At 71.8% G+C, this 17,459-nt stretch carries 18 protein-coding genes; 12 read left to right on the forward strand and 6 right to left on the reverse strand.

Annotation, left to right across the window (positions count from 1 at the left end):
* Window positions 1–70 precede the first annotated feature (70 nt).
* The 4 genes from IE212_RS16505 (at window position 71) to IE212_RS16520 (ending at window position 4,082) form a co-directional block, all read left to right on the forward strand.
* Window positions 71–448, forward strand: coding sequence for an STAS domain-containing protein (locus IE212_RS16505; RefSeq protein ID WP_030242586.1), 378 nt, complete (start codon window positions 71–73; stop codon window positions 446–448).
* A 258-nt stretch (window positions 449–706) separates the two neighbouring features.
* A complete protein-coding gene (locus IE212_RS16510; protein ID WP_190198590.1) occupies window positions 707–1,261 on the forward strand; it encodes an ATP-binding protein in 555 nt (184 codons plus the stop codon).
* A gap of 701 nt (window positions 1,262–1,962) precedes the next feature.
* On the forward strand, window positions 1,963–2,676 hold the full coding sequence (locus IE212_RS16515) for an LPXTG cell wall anchor domain-containing protein (protein ID WP_190198591.1): 714 nt from the start codon (window positions 1,963–1,965) through the stop codon (window positions 2,674–2,676).
* Between the two features lie 377 nt (window positions 2,677–3,053).
* Window positions 3,054–4,082: a hypothetical protein gene (locus IE212_RS16520; RefSeq protein WP_190198592.1), complete on the forward strand. Its 1,029-nt coding sequence runs from the start codon at window positions 3,054–3,056 to the stop codon at window positions 4,080–4,082.
* 60 nt (window positions 4,083–4,142) lie between these two features.
* Here the strand turns inward: IE212_RS16520 and IE212_RS16525 are convergent, their stop codons facing one another.
* Window positions 4,143–5,648 carry an oligopeptide:H+ symporter gene (locus IE212_RS16525; RefSeq protein ID WP_190198593.1) on the reverse strand — a complete coding sequence of 502 codons (1,506 nt, stop codon included), beginning with the start codon at window positions 5,646–5,648 and terminating at the stop codon, window positions 4,143–4,145.
* Between the two features lie 512 nt (window positions 5,649–6,160).
* On the opposite strand from IE212_RS16525, the gene IE212_RS16530 reads away from it, so the two are divergent.
* Together IE212_RS16530 and IE212_RS16535 are read left to right on the forward strand one after the other, a co-directional pair.
* On the forward strand, window positions 6,161–6,838 hold the full coding sequence (locus IE212_RS16530) for a response regulator transcription factor (RefSeq protein WP_030250389.1): 678 nt from the start codon (window positions 6,161–6,163) through the stop codon (window positions 6,836–6,838).
* Between the two features lie 36 nt (window positions 6,839–6,874).
* Entirely contained in the window at window positions 6,875–8,152 is a 1,278-nt protein-coding gene (locus IE212_RS16535; RefSeq protein ID WP_190198594.1) for a sensor histidine kinase, read from the forward strand.
* Between the two features lie 18 nt (window positions 8,153–8,170).
* Here the strand turns inward: IE212_RS16535 and IE212_RS16540 are convergent, their stop codons facing one another.
* Entirely contained in the window at window positions 8,171–8,668 is a 498-nt protein-coding gene (locus tag IE212_RS16540; protein WP_190198660.1) for a GtrA family protein, read from the reverse strand.
* Between the two features lie 164 nt (window positions 8,669–8,832).
* Here IE212_RS16540 and IE212_RS16545 point away from each other — a divergent pair, with 164 nt between their 5' ends.
* From IE212_RS16545 to IE212_RS16555, 3 genes are read left to right on the forward strand one after another with little or no spacing between them, the layout of a single operon-like run.
* Entirely contained in the window at window positions 8,833–9,984 is a 1,152-nt protein-coding gene (locus tag IE212_RS16545; RefSeq protein ID WP_190198595.1) for a 5-(carboxyamino)imidazole ribonucleotide synthase, read from the forward strand.
* The gene (gene purE / locus IE212_RS16550; RefSeq protein ID WP_229864364.1) at window positions 9,981–10,508 is read left to right on the forward strand and encodes a 5-(carboxyamino)imidazole ribonucleotide mutase; all 528 of its coding nucleotides are present in this window, start codon (window positions 9,981–9,983) and stop codon (window positions 10,506–10,508) included. Before IE212_RS16545 ends, purE begins: the two co-directional genes overlap by 4 nt.
* Window positions 10,505–11,701: a dipeptidase gene (locus IE212_RS16555; RefSeq protein ID WP_190198596.1), complete on the forward strand. Its 1,197-nt coding sequence runs from the start codon at window positions 10,505–10,507 to the stop codon at window positions 11,699–11,701. The genes purE and IE212_RS16555 overlap by 4 nt, the downstream gene beginning before the upstream one ends.
* On the opposite strand, the gene IE212_RS16560 is transcribed toward IE212_RS16555, so the two are convergent.
* Window positions 11,641–12,783 carry an alkene reductase gene (locus tag IE212_RS16560; protein WP_190198597.1) on the reverse strand — a complete coding sequence of 381 codons (1,143 nt, stop codon included), beginning with the start codon at window positions 12,781–12,783 and terminating at the stop codon, window positions 11,641–11,643. The two genes, IE212_RS16555 and IE212_RS16560, sit on opposite strands and share 61 nt — an antisense overlap.
* A 53-nt stretch (window positions 12,784–12,836) precedes the next feature.
* On the opposite strand from IE212_RS16560, the gene IE212_RS16565 reads away from it, so the two are divergent.
* Together IE212_RS16565 and IE212_RS16570 are read left to right on the forward strand one after the other, a co-directional pair.
* Complete coding sequence (locus tag IE212_RS16565) at window positions 12,837–13,196, forward strand: MerR family transcriptional regulator (protein WP_190198598.1); 360 nt, start codon at window positions 12,837–12,839, stop codon at window positions 13,194–13,196.
* A 110-nt stretch (window positions 13,197–13,306) separates the two neighbouring features.
* Window positions 13,307–14,440 carry a dipeptidase gene (locus IE212_RS16570; RefSeq protein WP_190198599.1) on the forward strand — a complete coding sequence of 378 codons (1,134 nt, stop codon included), beginning with the start codon at window positions 13,307–13,309 and terminating at the stop codon, window positions 14,438–14,440.
* A gap of 41 nt (window positions 14,441–14,481) precedes the next feature.
* Here the strand turns inward: IE212_RS16570 and IE212_RS16575 are convergent, their stop codons facing one another.
* Window positions 14,482–14,874 (reverse strand): VOC family protein, encoded by a 393-nt coding sequence (locus tag IE212_RS16575; RefSeq protein WP_190198600.1) that lies wholly within the window; start codon window positions 14,872–14,874, stop codon window positions 14,482–14,484.
* A 14-nt stretch (window positions 14,875–14,888) separates the two neighbouring features.
* On the reverse strand, window positions 14,889–15,260 hold the full coding sequence (locus IE212_RS16580; protein WP_190198601.1) for a VOC family protein: 372 nt from the start codon (window positions 15,258–15,260) through the stop codon (window positions 14,889–14,891).
* 116 nt (window positions 15,261–15,376) lie between these two features.
* Between IE212_RS16580 and IE212_RS16585 the strand changes: the two genes are divergently transcribed.
* Complete coding sequence (locus IE212_RS16585; protein WP_190198602.1) at window positions 15,377–15,883, forward strand: CGNR zinc finger domain-containing protein; 507 nt, start codon at window positions 15,377–15,379, stop codon at window positions 15,881–15,883.
* Window positions 15,884–15,985: 102 nt separating this feature from the next.
* Here the strand turns inward: IE212_RS16585 and IE212_RS16590 are convergent, their stop codons facing one another.
* Window positions 15,986–17,329, reverse strand: coding sequence for a UDP-glucose dehydrogenase family protein (locus IE212_RS16590; RefSeq protein ID WP_190198603.1), 1,344 nt, complete (start codon window positions 17,327–17,329; stop codon window positions 15,986–15,988).
* Window positions 17,330–17,459 lie beyond the last annotated feature (130 nt).

The following is a 17,459-nucleotide window of genomic DNA, read 5'->3' on the forward strand; positions in this document are numbered from 1 at the left end:
GGAGCGTGTCAGGAAGGCGTAGTGTTCGACTGCGTCAGCAACAGCCTCGACGTCGGGAGAGAGAGACGGCATGGACCGCGGGACGGTCGGCAGCGCACAGTCTGGCCGGCTTCTGGTGGAGGTGCGGGAAGAGGGCTCTAGTGCCGTCGTGACCCCGGCGGGTGAGTTGGATCACCACACCGCCGATCTGTTGCGTGAGCCACTCGAGGACTGCCTCGCCAAGGGATTCAAGCGCCTGGTGATCGACTGCGCGCGCCTGGAGTTCTGCGACTCGACGGGGCTCAACGTGCTCCTCGGGGCGCGGCTGAAGGCCGAGGCCGCCGGTGGAGGTGTGACGCTCGCCGGAATGCAGCCCGTAGTGGCGCGCGTGTTCGAGATCACGGGCGCGGACGCGGTCTTCAGTGTCCATGACACGCTTGAGGCGGCACTGGCCGACGAGTCGGGCTGACCGGCGGTGCGTCGGCGCGCCGAGCCTCGGCCATCCCTGCGTCACCGGTCCCTCTGTGACCCGTGTCCCACTCCCCTCCCACCCTCCGTGCGGAATGCACGGGTGTTCCGCCGGTCCGCCCGGGCAGGAGACATCCTGAACCTGTCGGCCGCCAGGGTGGCGGGAGCGCCGCGAAACCGACGTGCCGCGCACTGCGTGACTGACTGTGTACTGACTTTTTTCCATCGTGAACTGGTGAATCGGTGAGGTGAAGCGCTGATGAGCACCACCCGGCCCTACTCGCCGGGCGACCGCGGGCCGGAGCCCAGCGGCGCTTCGGGGGCGTCCGAGGGTGGCGTACCGGCGGCCGGAGCGTCCGGCGAGGGAGTGGCGGCGCCGTCCGGAGCCGCGGCACCGCCGGGGGGCCGGCAGGTGCGCCGGCTGAGCTTCGGGGAGGAGAGCGGTGTCGTTCCGCTCGCCCGCGACTTCACCCGCCAGGCGCTGTACGCGTGGGGCTGGCTGCCGGCCGCCTCCGCGGACCGGCGGGCCGCCGCCGAGGACGTACTGCTCGTCGTCTCCGAGCTGGTCACCAATGCCTGCCTGCATGCCGAGGGGCCGGACCAGTTGCAGATCACCTGCGACAACAAGGTGATCCGCATCGAGGTCGCCGACCGCGGCACGGGCCAGCCGGCTCCCCGCACGCCGCACCGCGCGGGCCGGCCGGGCGGGCACGGCATGTTCATCGTCCAGCGGCTGTGCCTGGACTGGGGCGTCGTCCGCACGCCGGGCATGTCCGGCAAGACGGTGTGGGCGGAACTGGGCACGCCCGCCTGACCGGATCCGGCGCCGTGTGATTTTCCTCCCGGCGTCCGTCCGGGTGACGCACTCCGTGCCCACCGCCACGTCCGGCCCGGCGGATGGACGGTGGTGCACTCGACCGCCGCCCAGGCCCACGCCCCCGGGCCCTCCCGACGATCCCGCCCGAGCCATGCCCCCCCCGGGGCCTCTCGACGGCCACTGGCCTGGGTCCATGCCTGCGGGCTGTCCTGGCGGTCGCTGCCCTGGCTCACTCCTGTGGGTTCTCTCGGCGGTCGCTGCCCTGGTTCATGCCTGTGGGTTCTCTCGGCGGTCGCTGCCCTGGCTCGTGCCTGTGGGTTCTCTCGGCAGTCGCTGCCCGGGTCCATGCCTGTGGGTTCGCTCGATGGCCGCTGCGCAGGCGCATGCCTTCGGCTCTCTCGGTGGCCGGCCAGAGTCCCTCCGGGCTCTCTCGGTGGCCGGCCTGGACTGTGGCGTGCCCGGTCCACTGACTGCCTGTTCGGCCGATCCGCCTCCTCAGGCGTCTCCGGCGGCCTCCTTTCGGCCGTTCGGGTGACGGCCCCCGGAACCTGCGCCGCACGTCCCCCGTGCGCCACCCGCCCCGCACCCCCGGATCGCCGCGGATCCGGCCCGCGCCATGTCTTCCTTCCTCGAGGCCCCCGGCGTACCTTGACGGCCCGATCTGATGCTCCGTCAGGAACAGGAAGGGGAGCGGCACCGTGTCGTACCGGAATCGAACCGCCGCGCTCGCGTCCGCCGCGGCCCTGGCCGGCTCGGCGGTGTTGATGGCCGCCCCCGTGGCCCGGGCCGAGGTCGTCGACGTCAACTACCAGTGCAAGACCCCGATCGGCGACAAGAGCGCCGTCTCGCCCATCGACATCAGGAGCGTCAGGAGCGGCGACGGCTACCGGATCACCATGTCCTGGCAGAAGGGCGTCTCCTCCAGCCCGGTCGAACTGGGCAAGGGCGCGATGACACCGAGCGCCACCGTCGCCCTGGGAGGCGCCGACAGCGGGACCCTGACGGTGACCGGTCCCGCCAACGACGCCGCCATCCCCGCCAACACCCCGATCAAGGTCAACGACCTGAGCGGGACGTACACGCCGAAGAAGAGCGGAAAGGTGACCTTCACGGCCGGCGTGCTCACCATCAAGGCCCTCGGTACGACGACCACCTGCACCCCCACGAACGACCCGGGCCCCTCCCTGACCCTGGACGTCACGGCCGCGAGCGGCGGCGGCACCACCGGCTCCACCCAGGGCGGCGAACCGGCCCCGGGTTCCGGCTCCGGCGGCGGCGCCGAACTCCCGCGAACCGGCCCCGGCGACTCGGCCGTCGCCCTCGGCACACTCGGCGGCACGGTCCTGCTCGCGGGCGCGGCGGGCGTGCTGTGGCTGACACGGCGTCAACGGGGCGCGGGGGACACCCCCTGAGTCCGGTCCGGGAGCGGCCACCGGCGAATGCCGAAGCCGTCCGGCGATACGCCCGCCCCGAGGGCGACTGCCGGAGTCGCTGATGTCATGGGCGCTCCCGGTGGGTCACTCGTGCCGCTGGGGTTCGAACCGCCGGCCGGGGCGGCCGGTGCGGTAGGCGCGAGCGGCCGCGCCGAGCGCTCGCCATGGGCGCCCCGACGACCGCTGACCCGCAGACCTGTTGACGCACAGACCCGCTGACCCATAGACCCGCGAACCCGTGACCCGTGCCCCGCGAACCCGCTGACGTCGTTCGCCCGCTGCCCGGAGGGCGCCCGGCCCGCAGACGCGATTCGCAGGCGCGATCCGCACGTTCGCCCCGACCGCTGGAGCAGCCGATGCCCTGCGCAGCCCGTGTGTCCCACCTGTCGCTGCCGATCCTGCTGGCGGTTCTGCTGGGTCTCGCCGGGGCCGGGGCCAGAGCCTGGGCCGCCCAGGGCACGGACCGGCCCGTCGTGGAGGTGTCCAAGGCGCAGGCAGGGACGGGCGGTTCGGTCACCGTCACCGGCAGCGGCTGGCGGCCGCGAACCCTGCTGACGCTGCTGGTCTGCGGACAGGCCGAACCGTCCCGGGGCGTGACCGGCGGCACCAACTCCTGCGCCAACGCCGACGGCCGGGCCGTGACCGCCGACGCCGAGGGGCGCTTTCGCCGCGAACTGCCCGTCGTGGAACCGCCCGTGCCGTGCCCCTGCGTGGTGCACGTGGAGACGGTGACGGGCGCCGAGGTCGAAGCCGACACGGCCTTCCAGGTCGCCGGGCACGCGGTGGAGCCGCTGCCCGCGGACCGGGCGGGCGGTCGGCTGTCCCTGCTGGAGGACACCCGGCTGCGCGGCGCGGACGGGCTGCTGACCTGGTTCGGTTCACCGCCCACCAGGACCCTCGTGGTCACCGTCGGCAACGTCGGGACGTCCCCCGTGAAGGACCCCGTCTTCCAGGTCGGAGCCTCCCACGGGGTGTTCGCCCCGCAGTGGCAGGACCAGCGGTGGCGCGGCACGATCCGGCCCGGCGCGAAGGCGCGGATCGAGCTTCCCGTGGAGCTCGCGGGCGGGGCGCACGGCGACTACACCGTGTCCCTGAAGTACGGCGGCAAGGTGCTCGCCGAGCATCCGTGGGGCGTGGGCCGCCCCTGGGGCGTGACCCTGTTCTGGGGCCTCGTGCTGCTGGTCGTACCGGCGGCGCTGTTCCGCGCCGGCCTGGCCGTCGTGGATCACGTACGGCCTCGCCACCCCGGTCACGCGGCCCGCCGGCCCCGCCGCCCGCGACGGCCCGCCGCCCCGCGCAGGCCACCGGCCTCACCCGGGTCCTCCGCCCCCTCCGCGCCCTGGATCCCCTCCGACGCCGGCCCGCCCGGACCGAGGAGGACATGAGAAAGGGCCGCCGCACCACGGGAGTGCGACGGCCCGTTCCTCAGGGTCCGGTGAGGACGGTCAGCGGACGTCGCCCATCATCGCCCTGACCTTCTTGCGGTACATGAACACCGCGAAACCGGCGACCACGGCCAGCGCCGCCTCGATCGCCACGAAGCCCATCCGGTCCAGGTTGATCCCGCCGACGGCCGGGTTGGACAGCAGCGCGGTGACGGAGTCGCCCGCAGTGACCGCGAGGAACCAGACGCCCATCATCTGCGAGGCGTACTTCACCGGCGCCATCTTCGTCGTCACGGACAGACCCACCGGCGACAGCGTCAGCTCACCGACGGTCTGCGCGAAGTAGATCGCGACCAGCCACATCGCCGCGGCCTTGTGACCGCCCTCCGCGATCGACAGCGGAGCGAGGAAGAGGAAGAAGGACGCACCCACGAGCACCAGACCGGAGGCGAACTTCACGATCGTGCTCGGCTCCTTGCCCCGCCGGTTCAGCCACAGCCACAGCCAGGCGAAGACCGGCGCCAGGGCCATGATCATGACCGGGTTGACCGACTGGTACCAGGAGACCGGGAACTCCCAGCCGAGGATCGAGTTGTCGGCGCTCTTCTCGGCGAACAGCGACAGGGTCGAGCCGCCCTGGTCGTAGATCATCCAGAAGACGGCGGCGGCGACGAAGAACCAGATGTACGCGGACACCTTCGACCGCTCGCCGGAGTCCAGGTCCTTGTCCCGCATGATCCGGGAGATGACCAGGATCGGCACGATCAGCCCGAGGAGCGTGAGCGGGATCAGCACCCAGTTCAGGGTGTAGTGGCCGGTGCCGCCGACGACGCCGTAGAACACCACGGCCACGGCCAGCCAGATGAGGCCCTTGCGCAGGGTGGACGCCTTCTCGGCGGGCGACAGGGGAGTGGGGACCTCGCTGCTCCGCGCACTCAGGTGCCGGCCGCCGAGGAGGAACTGCACCAGACCGAGCGCCATGCCGAGCGCGGCCAGCGCGAAGCCGAAGTGCCAGTCGACGTTCTCGCCGACGGTGCCGATGACCAGCGGCGCGACGAAGGCACCCAGGTTGATGCCGATGTAGAAGACCGTGAAGCCGCCGTCCCGGCGCGGGTCCTCGGGACCGTCGTAGAGGTGGCCGACCATCGTGGAGATGTTGGCCTTCAGCAGGCCGGAGCCGATCGCGACGAGTCCCAGGCCGGTGTAGAAGCTCGCGGCGGCGGGCAGCGCGAGGCACAGGTGGCCGAGCATGATGACCAGGCCCGCGACGGCGACCGTCTTGCGGGGGCCGAGCACGCGGTCGGCGAACCAGCCGCCGGGCAGGGTGAGCAGGTACACGAGCGACAGGTACACGGAGTAGATCGCCGTCGCCGTGCCCGCGCTCAGGTTCATGCCACCCGGGGCCACCAGGTACAGCGGAAGCAGGGCCCTCATGCCGTAGTAGGAGAACCGCTCCCACATCTCGGTCATGAACAGAGTGGCCAGTCCTCGGGGGTGGCCGAAGAAGGTCTTCTCGGACCCGGGGGTGCCCGGGCGGGCCGAGTCCTTCGTCAGGCTGGACGCCATGGTCGTTCCTTGCTGGTCGGGACGCGCCACCGCGACAGCGGTGAGGCGCCCGGTGGGGGGCCGGCTCCGGTGCGTGCGGCCGTCCGCCCGACGCCTACGGGGTCCGCTCCGGGGCACGGAGCGGTGGGCGGTCGCCACCGGGATTCCTCTACGCGCGTCGCCGCGCGATGAGGCCCGGTCACAGGTCGTTTTGGGTCGCGGCTGGCGGGGAAACCAGCCCGCACACAAAAGAGACCCTCGGGGCAAAGAGCCTCCGAAGGTCGCCGTGGTGCTAACAGGCGTTGATTCACCATACGGCAGGACACGGACGGATATGAAACGACCTGAGACACGAATCACAGGTCACCGGGGAACCATACGCCCCCTTTCCATGGTCCTTACCGGACTGGCATCGCAAAGGCAGAGGTCAGTTCGCCTTCCCGCCGGAGGTGAGAAGCGGGTATGCCGCTGGTAAGAATCAAGGCTTCCGGTCACACCCCAGCTCAGGGCCGTGCAGGTCTACCATCACTGGCATGACCCGTGTACTGCTCGCCGAGGACGACGCGTCCATCTCGGAGCCGCTGGCCCGTGCTCTGCGCCGGGAGGGCTACGAGGTCGAGGTGCGTGAGGACGGCCCCGCCGCTCTCGACGCCGGAATGCAGGGCGGCGTCGACCTGGTCGTGCTCGACCTGGGTCTGCCCGGCATGGACGGCCTGGAGGTGGCCCGCCGGCTGCGCGGCGAAGGCCACAGCATCCCGATCCTCATCCTGACCGCGCGCGCCGACGAGGTGGACACCGTCGTCGGGCTCGACGCGGGCGCCGACGACTACGTCACCAAGCCCTTCCGCCTCGCCGAGCTGCTGGCGCGGGTCCGGGCCCTGCTGCGGCGCGGTGCCGCCGAGCCCCAGCAGCCGCCCGCCACGCACGGCGTGCGCATCGACGTCGAGTCGCACCGCGCCTGGATGGGCGAGGAGGAGCTGCAGCTCACCGCCAAGGAGTTCGACCTGCTGCGCGTCCTGGTGCGCGACGCGGGCCGGGTCGTCACCCGCGACCAGCTGATGCGCGAGGTCTGGGACACCACCTGGTGGTCGTCGACCAAGACCCTCGACATGCACATCTCCTGGCTGCGCAAGAAGCTGGGCGACGACGCGGCCAACCCCCGCTACATCGCCACCGTGCGCGGTGTGGGCTTCCGCTTCGAGAAGAGCTGAGCGGCGGGGCAGGTACGGACAACCGGGTAACAGGACATGCGCCGCCGTCTGATCCAGTCCACGCTCTCCGTGGTGCTCGTCGTGATCGCCGTCTTCGGCGTCTCCCTGGTCATCGTCGAGACCAGGACGATCAGCCACAGCGCCCAGGAGCGGGTGGAGTCCGAGGCGGTCCGGCTGGCCAGCATCGTCGACAGCCGGCTCTTCGGGGAGCAGCAGGTCGACGCGGAGATGCTGCGCGACCAGGTCACGCAGGACCGCTACTACGCGGTGATCCGTCTCCCGGGCGAGGCACCCATCGAGGTGGGCACCAAGCCGGACGGTGACGTCATCACCGCGACCGAGTCCGGCGAGGAGGGCGAGACGGTCACGGTCCAGGAGCCGCGCTCCTCCGTGACCCGCGAGGTCGGCCGTACGCTGCTGATCATCGCCCTGGTGGCGCTGCTGGCGGTGGTGGCCGCCGTGCTGCTGGCGGTCCGCCAGGCGAACCGGCTGGCGTCGCCGCTGACCGACCTGGCGGAAACGGCCGAGCGGCTCGGCTCGGGCGATCCGCGCCCGAGGCACAAGCGGTACGGCGTGCCCGAGCTGGACCGGGTGGCGGACGTGCTGGACGGCTCCGCCGAGCGCATCGCGCGCATGCTGACCGCGGAGCGCCGCCTCGCCGCGGACGCCTCCCACCAGCTGCGGACCCCGCTGACGGCCCTGTCGATGCGGCTGGAGGAGATCACCCTCACCGGCGACCTGGACACGGTGAAGGAGGAGGCGACGATCGCGCTGACGCAGGTCGAGCGCCTCACGGACGTCGTGGAGCGGCTCCTCACCAACTCCCGTGATCCGCGCACCGGCTCCGCCGTCACCTTCGACCTCGACGAGGTCATCCAGCAGCAGCTCGCCGAGTGGCGCCCCGCCTACCGCAGCGCGGGCCGGGCGATCGTCAGCTCCGGCAAACGCCACCTCCAGGCGGTCGGCACACCCGGGGCGGTCGCGCAGGTCCTGGCGGCGCTGATCGAGAACTCCCTGATGCACGGCGGCGGCACGGTCGCGCTGCGTACCCGCGTCACCGGCAACCAGGCCGTCATCGAGGTCACGGACGAGGGCCCCGGCGTCCCGGCCGACCTCGGGGCACGCATCTTCGAGCGGGCGATCAGCGGCCGCAACTCCACGGGCATCGGCCTGGCCGTGGCCCGTGACCTGGCGGAAGCCGACGGCGGCCGGCTGGAGATGCTCCAGACCAAGCCCCCGGTGTTCGGCCTGTTCCTGTCCCGCACGCCGGTGCGGAAGTCCCTCGGCGGCGAGGACGAGCCGATGATCCGCTGACGCGGCTCACGACCGGCCCTACGGCACCCGCTGCCCGGCCCCCTCCCGCTCCAGGACCGCTTCCGCTTCCGCGTCCGCCACCGCCTCACGGGACGGAAGGGCGCGGAACACCCAGGTGCGGTAGGACCAGAAGCGGAGCAGTGTGGCGGCGCCGATGCCGAGGAACTTGAAGATGTTGTTCTGCAGCGGCGTGTTCCAGTCGAAGCCGTAGGTCGCCACGTACAGGACGCCGTTCTCGATGACCAGGCCCACCGCGCTGAACAGCAGGAACAGGGTCATCTCACGCGTACGGCCGGTCTTGTCGCGGTCGCGGTACGTGAAGTAGCGGTAGCCGATGTAGTTGAAGACGGTCGCCACGACGGTCGCGATGACGCTCGCGCGGACCACCTGCAGATCGGTGACGTGCCGCACCAGGTTGAACACGAGGAGGTTGACCAGCACCCCGGCACCGCCCACCGCGCCGAACTTGGCGACTTCGTGAGCGAACCGTCGGAGCCGCGAGGCACCATGTCCCATGGTCGTGCAGGCCCCCGTCCCTTGCGTCGGCGTCAACTCAGTCATGCTAACCACCCTCCTGCGCGATCTTCCTGTGGATGGCGGTCGACAGCCGCAGATGGTCCGGGCCCGGCGGGGGAGGGGCGGGAAACCGGCCACCTCGGCGCGGCCGATACTCTGGGGGGGTGACGTTCCCGGTAGTCGGCATGGTCGGCGGTGGCCAGCTCGCTCGTATGACACACGAGGCTGGTATCCCGCTGGGCATCAGGTTCAAGCTCCTCAGTGACACCCCGCAGGACTCCGCTGCGCAGGTCGTGAGCGATGTCGTCGTCGGCGACTATCGCGACCTCGACACGCTGCGCGAGTTCGCCCGCGGGTGCGATGTGATCACCTTCGATCACGAACACGTACCCACCGAGCACCTCCGGGCCCTGGAGGCGGACGGCATCCCCGTGCGCCCCGGCCCCGACGCGCTGGTGCACGCCCAGGACAAGGGTGTGATGCGGGCGAAGCTCGACGCGATCGGCGTGCCCTGCCCCAGACACAGGATCGTGTCCGATCCCGAGGACGTGGCCGCCTTCGCGGCCGAGGGCGACGGTTTCCCCGTCGTCCTCAAGACGGTCCGCGGCGGCTACGACGGCAAGGGCGTGTGGGTCGTCGACTCCGCCGAGGAGGCCGCCGACCCGTTCAAGGCCGGTGTCCCCGTGCTCGCCGAGGAGAAGGTCGACTTCGTCCGCGAGCTCGCCGCCAACGTCGTACGGTCCCCGCACGGCCAGGCGGTCGCCTACCCGGTCGTGGAGTCCCGCCAGGTGGGCGGCGTGTGCGACACGGTGATCGCCCCGGCCCCCGACCTCGACGAGGACCTCGCCCTCAGGGCCGAGCAGATGGCGCTGAACATCGCCAAGGAACTCGGCGTCGTCGGCCACCTCGCCGTCGAGCTGTTCCAGGTCCGCAAGGCCGACGGGACCTCGGAGGTCCTCGTCAACGAGCTCGCGATGCGCCCGCACAACTCGGGCCACTGGTCGATGGACGGCGCCGTCACCAGCCAGTTCGCCAACCACGTCCGGGCCGTCCTCGACCTGCCTCTCGGCGACCCGCGCCCGCGCGCGAAGTGGACGGTCATGGTCAACGTCCTCGGCGGCGACTTCCCGGACATGTACTCCGCGTACCTGCACTGCATGGCCCGCGACCCCCAGCTCAAGATCCACATGTATGGCAAGGACGTGAAGCCCGGCCGCAAGGTGGGCCACGTCAACACCTACGGCGACGACCTGGACGACGTGCTGGAGCGCGCCCGTCACGCAGCCGGCTACCTGAGAGGCACCATCACCGAATGAGCCCCGTTGTTGGCATCGTCATGGGGTCGGACTCCGACTGGCCCGTCATGGAGGCCGCCGCCAAGGCCCTCGACGAGTTCGAGATCCCCTACGAGGTGGACGTCGTCTCGGCGCACCGGATGCCGCGCGAGATGATCGCCTACGGCGAGCAGGCCGACGCCCGCGGGCTCAAGGTGATCATCGCCGGGGCGGGCGGCGCCGCCCACCTGCCCGGCATGCTCGCCTCCGTGACCCCGCTGCCGGTGATCGGCGTGCCCGTGCCGCTGAAGTACCTCGACGGCATGGACAGCCTCCTGTCGATCGTGCAGATGCCGGCCGGTGTCCCGGTCGCCACGGTCTCCGTCGCCGGCGCCCGCAACGCCGGTCTGCTCGCGGCCCGCATGCTCGCCTCCCACGACGAGGAACTGCGCGGCCGGATGCGCGAGTTCCAGCAGGAGCTCAACGACCAGGCCACCGAGAAGGGCAAGCGCCTGCGCTCCAAGGTGGAGGGCACCGGCGGCTTCGGTTTCGGCGCGGGGAAGTGACGGCGATGACCTCCCTGGAGGCAGCCCGGGAACTCCTGCGCGAGTTCCCGGTCGCCGACGGGCACAACGACCTGCCCTGGGCACTGCGCGAACAGGTCCGCTACGACCTCGACGCCCGTGACGTCGCCACCGACCAGAGCGCCCACCTGCACACCGACATCCCGCGGCTGCGCGCGGGCGGCGTCGGCGCGCAGTACTGGTCGGTGTACGTCCGCACGGACTCGCCCGACCCGGTCGCGGCCACCCTCGAACAGGTCGACTGCGTACGGCAGTTGCTGGCCCGGTACCCGGAGCACCTGCGGCCCGCGCTGACCGCCGCCGACCTGGAGGCCGCGCGCCGGGAGGGGCGGATCGCCTCCCTCATGGGCGCGGAGGGCGGCCACTCCATCGCCAACTCGCTGGGCACCCTGCGCGGCCTGTACGGGCTCGGTGTGCGCTACCTCACGCTCACCCACAACGACAACGTGGACTGGGCGGACTCCGCGACCGACCAGCCCAGGGCCGGCGGCCTCACCGCGTTCGGCCGTGAGGTCGTACGGGAGATGAACCGGCTCGGCATGCTCGTCGACCTCTCCCACGTGGCGGCGACGACCATGCGCGACGCGCTCGACACGAGCACCGCCCCGGTGATCTTCTCGCACTCCTCCGCGCGAGCCGTGTGCGACCACCCGCGCAACGTCCCGGACGACGTCCTGGAGCGCCTGCCCGCCAACGGCGGCATCGCGATGGTCACCTTCGTACCGAAGTTCGTGCTCCAGGCGGCCGTGGACTGGACGGCCGCGGCCGACGAGAACATGCGCGCCCACGGCTTCCACCACCTCGACACCACCCCGGAGGCCATGAAGGTCCACCGCGCCTTCGAGGAGCGCCACCCCCGCCCGGTCGCCACCGTGTCGACGGTCGCCGACCACCTGGACCACATGCGGGAGGCCGCAGGCGTCGACCACCTCGGCATCGGCGGCGACTACGACGGCACGGCCTTCACCCCCGACGGCCTGGACGACGTCTCCGGCTACCCGAACCTGGTCGCCGAGCTCCTCGACCGCGGCTGGTCGAAGGCCGACCTGGCCAAGCTGACCTGGAAGAACGCGGTGCGGGTGCTGGACGCGGCCGAGGACGTGGCGCGCGGGCTTCAGGCCACGCGCCCGCCGTCCAACGCCACCATCGAGTCACTCGACGCACCGGCGGGCTGAGCGTCGAGGGCGGGGTAGTCCGTGTAGCCGGTCGCCCCGCCCACGTACATGAAGTACCGGTCGCGCATCTCGTTGAGCGGCGCCCCGAGCCGCAGCCGCGTCACCAGGTCCGGGTTGGCGAGGAAGGGCCGGCCGAGGGCGATCAGATCGGCCCCGGCGGCCAGCAGCGCCTCCGACGCCCGGTGCACACCCTCCGTGGAGATCTTCTTCAGCACCGGGTTGGCGACGATCACCCCGGACCATCCGGTGCGCAGCTTCCGGAACACCGGCGTGTCCGGGTCGGCGTACCCCACGTGCAGATAGGCCAGGCCCAGCCCGTCGAGCCGCTCGGCGAGCGCCGGGTAGAGCTCTTCCGTCTCGCCCTCCGTGATGCCGTTCACGGTGTTGCCGGGGGAGACCCTCAGCCCCACCCGCCCGGCGCCGATCCCGGCGGCCACGGCTTCGGTCACCTCGGCCGCGAACCGGATCCGGGCGGTGACCGAACCGCCGTACCCGTCGGTGCGGAGGTTGGTGTTCCGGGCGAGGAACTGGTGCAGCAGATGACCGTTGGCGGAGTGCACCTCCACCCCCTCGAACCCGGCGCCGACCGCGTTCCGGGCGGCCTTCGCGAAATCGGCGACGGTCGTGCGGATGTCCTCGGCGGTCATCTCCCTCGGCACCGGGGCCGGCTGGTGCCCCTGCGGCGTGAAGATCGTCTCGGGGAGCGGGACGGGCGAGGGCGCGACCGGGGTCAGACCGCTGGTCGAGGGATGGCCGACCCGGCCGCCGTGCTGGAGCTGGAGGAACATCCGGCCACCCGCGTCCCGCACCGCGTCCGTGACCTGCCGCCAGCCGGCCACATGCGCCGGGCTGTGGATGGCGGTGATGTTCGGATACGTCTGCCCGACCGCGTTCGGCGTCGCGGCCTCGGCGATGATCAGCCCGGCCGAGGCACGCTGGGCGTAGTAGGTGGCCATGAGCGGGGTCGGAGTGCCGTCAGCCTCGGCCCGGTTGCGCGTCAGGGGCGCCATCACCAGACGGTTGGGCAGGTCAAGGCCCGGCAGGCGAGCCGGTTCGAAGAGAGCTGTCGTGTGCTGCGTCATGCCCGTACGCTAGAACTTGACACCAATGTCAGATTCAAGTCCGGGAGCGGGACGTGCGGATCGGTGAACTGGCCCGGCGCACCAATGTGAGCGAGCGGTCGCTGCGCTACTACGAGAAGCAGGGGATGCTCGCGGCCCGGCGGACACCCGGCGGGCACCGGGAATACCCCGAGGCCGCCGTGGACCGCGTGATCAGGATCCAGGAACTGTTCGCGGCGGGACTGTGCAGCGAGAAGATCGTCCAGCTGCTGCCGTGCATGCGGGACACCGACGGCGGCCCTTCGGCCCGTGCCACGCCCAACCTGGTGGCCGACCTCACCGCCGAGCGTGCCCGCATCGACCGGATGATCGCCGACCTCGTCCGCACCAGAGACACGCTGGACGAAGTGATCGAGGCAGCCCGGCTGCCCTGAGGGCCCGTCCGCATGAGGGAGGCCGTACTCCGAACGCCCCGCTCACCAGGAACGGCACCGCTGCCGTGTGCGACGGTGACCGTACTGCACGAGGACCGTACGGAGCCGCCATGGCAGACCTCCAGCACGACCTGCGCCCCATCGCCGCGATCGACGATCTCGACGACCTGGCGGAGCCGTACCCCGACGAGCGTGTCACCGCGGCACCGTCCTACGAGCCCGTCCCCGACCCGGACGACGCACCGCTGACCCGGGCCCACGCCATCCTCGCCGCCCACCCCGTCGCCGACGGCTACAACGGACTGCCCTGGGCGCTGAGGCGGCTGTCCTGTTACGACCTGGAGCTCGGCGAGAGGACCGTCGAAACCGACGTGCCCCGCCTGCGTGGCGGGCACGTGGGCGCGCTGTTCTGGTCCCTGCACCTGCCCGAGGGGTTCGACGGCGACCGGGCCGTCGGCGCCACCCTGGAGCAGCTGGACCGGGCCGTGAACATCGCCCGGACCTGCGACGAGGGTCTGCGGCTCACCGTCACGGCCGGGCAGGTCGCGGACGCGCGCAACCGGGGCCGGGTCGCCGTACTCCTCGGACCCGCCGGAGCCCCGGCCCTCGGCGACTCGCTGGGCATCCTGCGCCAGCTGCACCTCCTCGGCCTGCGCGCGCTGACCCTGACCGGCGTCTCCTGGGCGAGCGACGCGGGGCTGACCCGGTTCGGCGAGGAGGTGGTGCGCGAGATGAACCGGCTCGGTGTGATCGCGGACCTCTCGGGTGCGTCCGAGCAGACCCTGCGCCGCGTGCTGAGCCTCTCCCGGGCACCCGTGCTGTGCGGCCGCTCCGCCGCCCGCGCCCTCCGGCCCCACCCAGTCAACCTCTCCGACGACCTGCTCGCGGAGCTGGGCGCGGCCAAGGGACTGTGCCTGGTGCCGCTGAGCGCCGAGCAGACCGGCCCGAGCGTCCGCGACGTCGCCGACCACCTCGACCACGTCCGCGCCGTGGCCGGAGCGCAGTGCGTCGGCCTGTCCGGCACCTACGACTCCGGCTCGGCCCACCCGCAGGAGCTTGTGGACGCCTCCTGCTATCCGCGGCTGATCGCCGAGCTGCTGCGGCGCGGCTGGGAGGAGTCCGACGTGGCGCTCCTGACGTGGGGCAACATGCAGCGTGTGCTGCGCGGGGCCGACTTCACCGCACGAGCGGTCCAGCAGCGGCGCGAGCCCTCCACGGCGACGATCTCCGAGCTGGACGCGTAACGGGCCCGCCCCGGCAGGGGCCCCCGGACGGGCCCCGCCGGTCAGCCGTGTTCGATCCGGCACAGGCAGAACGGATGCCCCGCCGGATCCGCGTACACCCGGAAGTCCTTCTTCTCGTAGTCCTCCTTGTCCAGCACCCGTGCCCCCAGCGCCAGCACCCGCTCCTCGGCCGCGTCGATCTCCTCCCAGGTCGACCCGCCGTCGAAGTCCAGGTGGCACTGCTGGGCGTTCCGGTCGGCCCGCGGCCACTCCGGCGGGGTGTACCCCGGGGAGCGCTGGAAAGCGACCCGCGGCCCGTCCGGGACACGCAGCACCACCCAGTCGGGGTCGTCGTCCTCCGGCGTACCGCCCCCGACCTGCGCGTAGAAGCGGGCCAGCTCGCGCGGGTCGGGGCAGTCGAGGACCACGGAACGGAAACGTGCCACGGCGGACATGGGGCCTCCGGTTGTCAGCTGGCGCAGAGGCAGAACGGGTGCCCGGCCGGGTCGGCGTAAACCCGGAAGCTCCGCTCCCGGTCCTCGGCGTCCAGCACCGTCGCGCCCAGCGCCAGCACACCCTTCTCGGCCGCGTCCAGGTCCTCCACGTCCAGGTCGAGATGGAACTGCTGCGAGTGCTCGGGCGACGGCCACCGCGGCGGCACGTACCCGGGGGCGGCCTGGAACGCCAGCGCCGGTCCGCCCGGCACCCTCAGGTCGATCCACCGGTCCTCGCCGTCGCTCTCCACCGTCGGCGTGCCGCCGAGCACCTCGGCGTAGAACGCGGCCAGTGCCTGCGGGTCGGGACAGTCCAGGACGACGACACCCAGCTTGGCGAGAGCCATGACTTCCTCCTCGAAACCACTGTTACCTTCATGGGCGGTCAACCGGTAACCGTTACTCCATGCTCCCCCATAGGGGGTAACCTCGCAAGGGAGTTCGCGAGAGGTACGGTCCAGCCATGACGGAGAGATCGCCCGCGCCCGGCGGCCTGGCCCTGGTCCAGGCCCTGGTGAACACGCTGGACATCGAGTCGGGCGCCGACTCGCTGGACACGGCGGAGGGCCGGGCGCGCTTCGGCATCGCAGCGGACGAGACGGACCGGGTCCGGGCCCTGCGCGAGTCGCTCCGGGCGACCCTCCTCGCCCACGCCGGGCACCCGCCCCACCGCGAGGTTCCCCCGCTCGGCGACCTCCTGGCCGCCGCTCCCCTCGTCGTCACGGTCGACCCGGCGGACGGCTCGGCCGCCCTCACCCCCACCGACGCCCGCGGCCTCCACGCGCGTGTGGCCGCCGCCGTGGCCGAGGCGCTGGTCGCCGGCACCTGGATCCGCCTCAAGGCCTGCGAGGCCCCGGACTGCCATTGGGCCTACTACGACCGCAGCCCGGCAGGCCGCGGCCGCTGGTGCTCGATGCGGGTCTGCGGAGCCCGGGCGAAGATGCGCCGTTACCGGGCGAAAGGGGCGTGACCGCCCCGCAGGCCGGTCCGGTGAGGCAGAATGCAACACGACGCCGGTTCGGCCGACTGAGCCTCGGCCGAACCGGCGTCACCTGTCCGACCGGCCGGACGCTCAGGCCCTGGGGCGGCCCATCGCCCGGTACGTCCAGCCGGCCTTGCGCCAGCGCTCCGGGTCGAGGGCGTTGCGGCCGTCGAGGATGACACGGGCCGCCGCGACCTCGCCGAGAGCCTCCTCGTCCAGCTCCCGGAACTCCCGCCACTCCGTCAGGTGCAGCACGATGTCGGCGCCGCGCACGGCCTCCAGCGCCGAGTCGGCGTAGCCGAGCGTCGGGAAGACGCTGCGGGCGTTCTCCATGCCCTTCGGGTCGTAGACCGTGACCTGGCCGCCCTGGAGGTGGATCTGCCCGGCGACGTTCAGCGCGGGCGAGTCCCGCACGTCGTCCGAGTCCGGCTTGAAGGTCGCGCCCAGTACCGCCACCCGCTTGCCCAGGAACGGTCCGCCGCCCAGCGCCTCCCGGGCCAGCTCCACCATCTGCCCGCGCTGGCGCATGTTGATCGAGTCGATCTCCCGCAGGAAGGTCAGCGCCTGGTCCGCGCCCAGCTCACCGGCGCGCGCCATGAACGCCCGGATGTCCTTCGGCAGGCAGCCACCGCCGAAGCCGATCCCGGCCCGCAGGAACTTCCTTCCGATCCGGTCGTCGTAACCGATGGCCTCCGCCAGCTTCGCGACGTCACCGCCCGCGGCCTCGCACACCTCCGCCATCGCGTTGATGAAGGAGATCTTCGTGGCGAGGAAGGAGTTCGCGGACGTCTTCACCAGCTCCGCCGTCGGGAAGTCCGTCACCACGAACGGCGACCCCTCGGCGATCGGCGTGGCGTACACCTCCCGCAGCAGCTTCTCGGCCCGCTCACTGCGCACACCCACCACCAGCCGGTCCGGGTGCAGCGTGTCGTCGACGGCGAAGCCCTCGCGCAGGAACTCCGGGTTCCAGGCCAGTTCGGCGTCCTCCCCGGCGGGCGCGTGCGCGGCCAGGTAGTTCGCGAGGCGGTCCGCGGAACCCACCGGCACGGTCGACTTGCCCACGACCAGCGCCGGACCGTGCAGATGCGGCGCGAGGGAGGCGATCGCGGAGTCGACGTAGCTCATGTCACACGCGTACTCGCCGTGCCGCTGCGGGGTGTTCACACAGACGAAGTGGACATCGCCGAACGCGCCGATCTCCGCCCAGTCCTGCGTGAAGCGAAGCCGTCCGCTGGAGCCCTCGATGCCGGCGACGTGCCGGCGCAGCAGCTCCTCAAGACCCGGCTCGTACATGGGGGCCTCGCCCCGCTCCAGCTTCTCGATCTTCTCGCGCACCACGTCGAGAGCGAGCACCTCGAAGCCCAGTTCGGCCATGGCCGCCGCGTGTGTCGCGCCGAGATAACCGGTGCCGATCACGGTGATCTTCAGGGCCATGGGTGCTCCAGGGGTCTACGGCATGCGGTGCGCGCCCGAGCATAGCCGGGGCTTGGTAGCGCGCTTCACCGGGCGACTTCTCGGCTGTCGTCTAGCTCACGTATCACTCGGCGGGGGCGACCCCATAAAC

Origin of the sequence: Streptomyces djakartensis, from assembly GCF_014651075.1 — a bacterium.
GTDB lineage: Bacteria > Actinomycetota > Actinomycetes > Streptomycetales > Streptomycetaceae > Streptomyces > Streptomyces djakartensis.

Excerpts from the sequence above, each read along its gene's own strand:
- IE212_RS16505 (WP_030242586.1), top strand. The coding sequence starts at position 71 with ATGGACCGCGGGACGGTCGGCAGCGCACAGTCTGGCCGGCTTCTGGTG.
- IE212_RS16510 (WP_190198590.1), top strand. The coding sequence starts at position 707 with ATGAGCACCACCCGGCCCTACTCGCCGGGCGACCGCGGGCCGGAGCCC.
- IE212_RS16520 (WP_190198592.1), top strand. The coding sequence starts at position 3,054 with ATGCCCTGCGCAGCCCGTGTGTCCCACCTGTCGCTGCCGATCCTGCTG.
- IE212_RS16525 (WP_190198593.1), bottom strand. The coding sequence starts at position 5,648 with ATGGCGTCCAGCCTGACGAAGGACTCGGCCCGCCCGGGCACCCCCGGG.
- IE212_RS16530 (WP_030250389.1), top strand. The coding sequence starts at position 6,161 with ATGACCCGTGTACTGCTCGCCGAGGACGACGCGTCCATCTCGGAGCCG.
- IE212_RS16535 (WP_190198594.1), top strand. The coding sequence starts at position 6,875 with ATGCGCCGCCGTCTGATCCAGTCCACGCTCTCCGTGGTGCTCGTCGTG.
- IE212_RS16540 (WP_190198660.1), bottom strand. The coding sequence starts at position 8,668 with ATGGGACATGGTGCCTCGCGGCTCCGACGGTTCGCTCACGAAGTCGCC.
- purE (WP_229864364.1), top strand. The coding sequence starts at position 9,981 with ATGAGCCCCGTTGTTGGCATCGTCATGGGGTCGGACTCCGACTGGCCC.
- IE212_RS16560 (WP_190198597.1), bottom strand. The coding sequence starts at position 12,783 with ATGACGCAGCACACGACAGCTCTCTTCGAACCGGCTCGCCTGCCGGGC.
- IE212_RS16570 (WP_190198599.1), top strand. The coding sequence starts at position 13,307 with ATGGCAGACCTCCAGCACGACCTGCGCCCCATCGCCGCGATCGACGAT.
- IE212_RS16575 (WP_190198600.1), bottom strand. The coding sequence starts at position 14,874 with ATGTCCGCCGTGGCACGTTTCCGTTCCGTGGTCCTCGACTGCCCCGAC.
- IE212_RS16580 (WP_190198601.1), bottom strand. The coding sequence starts at position 15,260 with ATGGCTCTCGCCAAGCTGGGTGTCGTCGTCCTGGACTGTCCCGACCCG.
- IE212_RS16585 (WP_190198602.1), top strand. The coding sequence starts at position 15,377 with ATGACGGAGAGATCGCCCGCGCCCGGCGGCCTGGCCCTGGTCCAGGCC.
- IE212_RS16590 (WP_190198603.1), bottom strand. The coding sequence starts at position 17,329 with ATGGCCCTGAAGATCACCGTGATCGGCACCGGTTATCTCGGCGCGACA.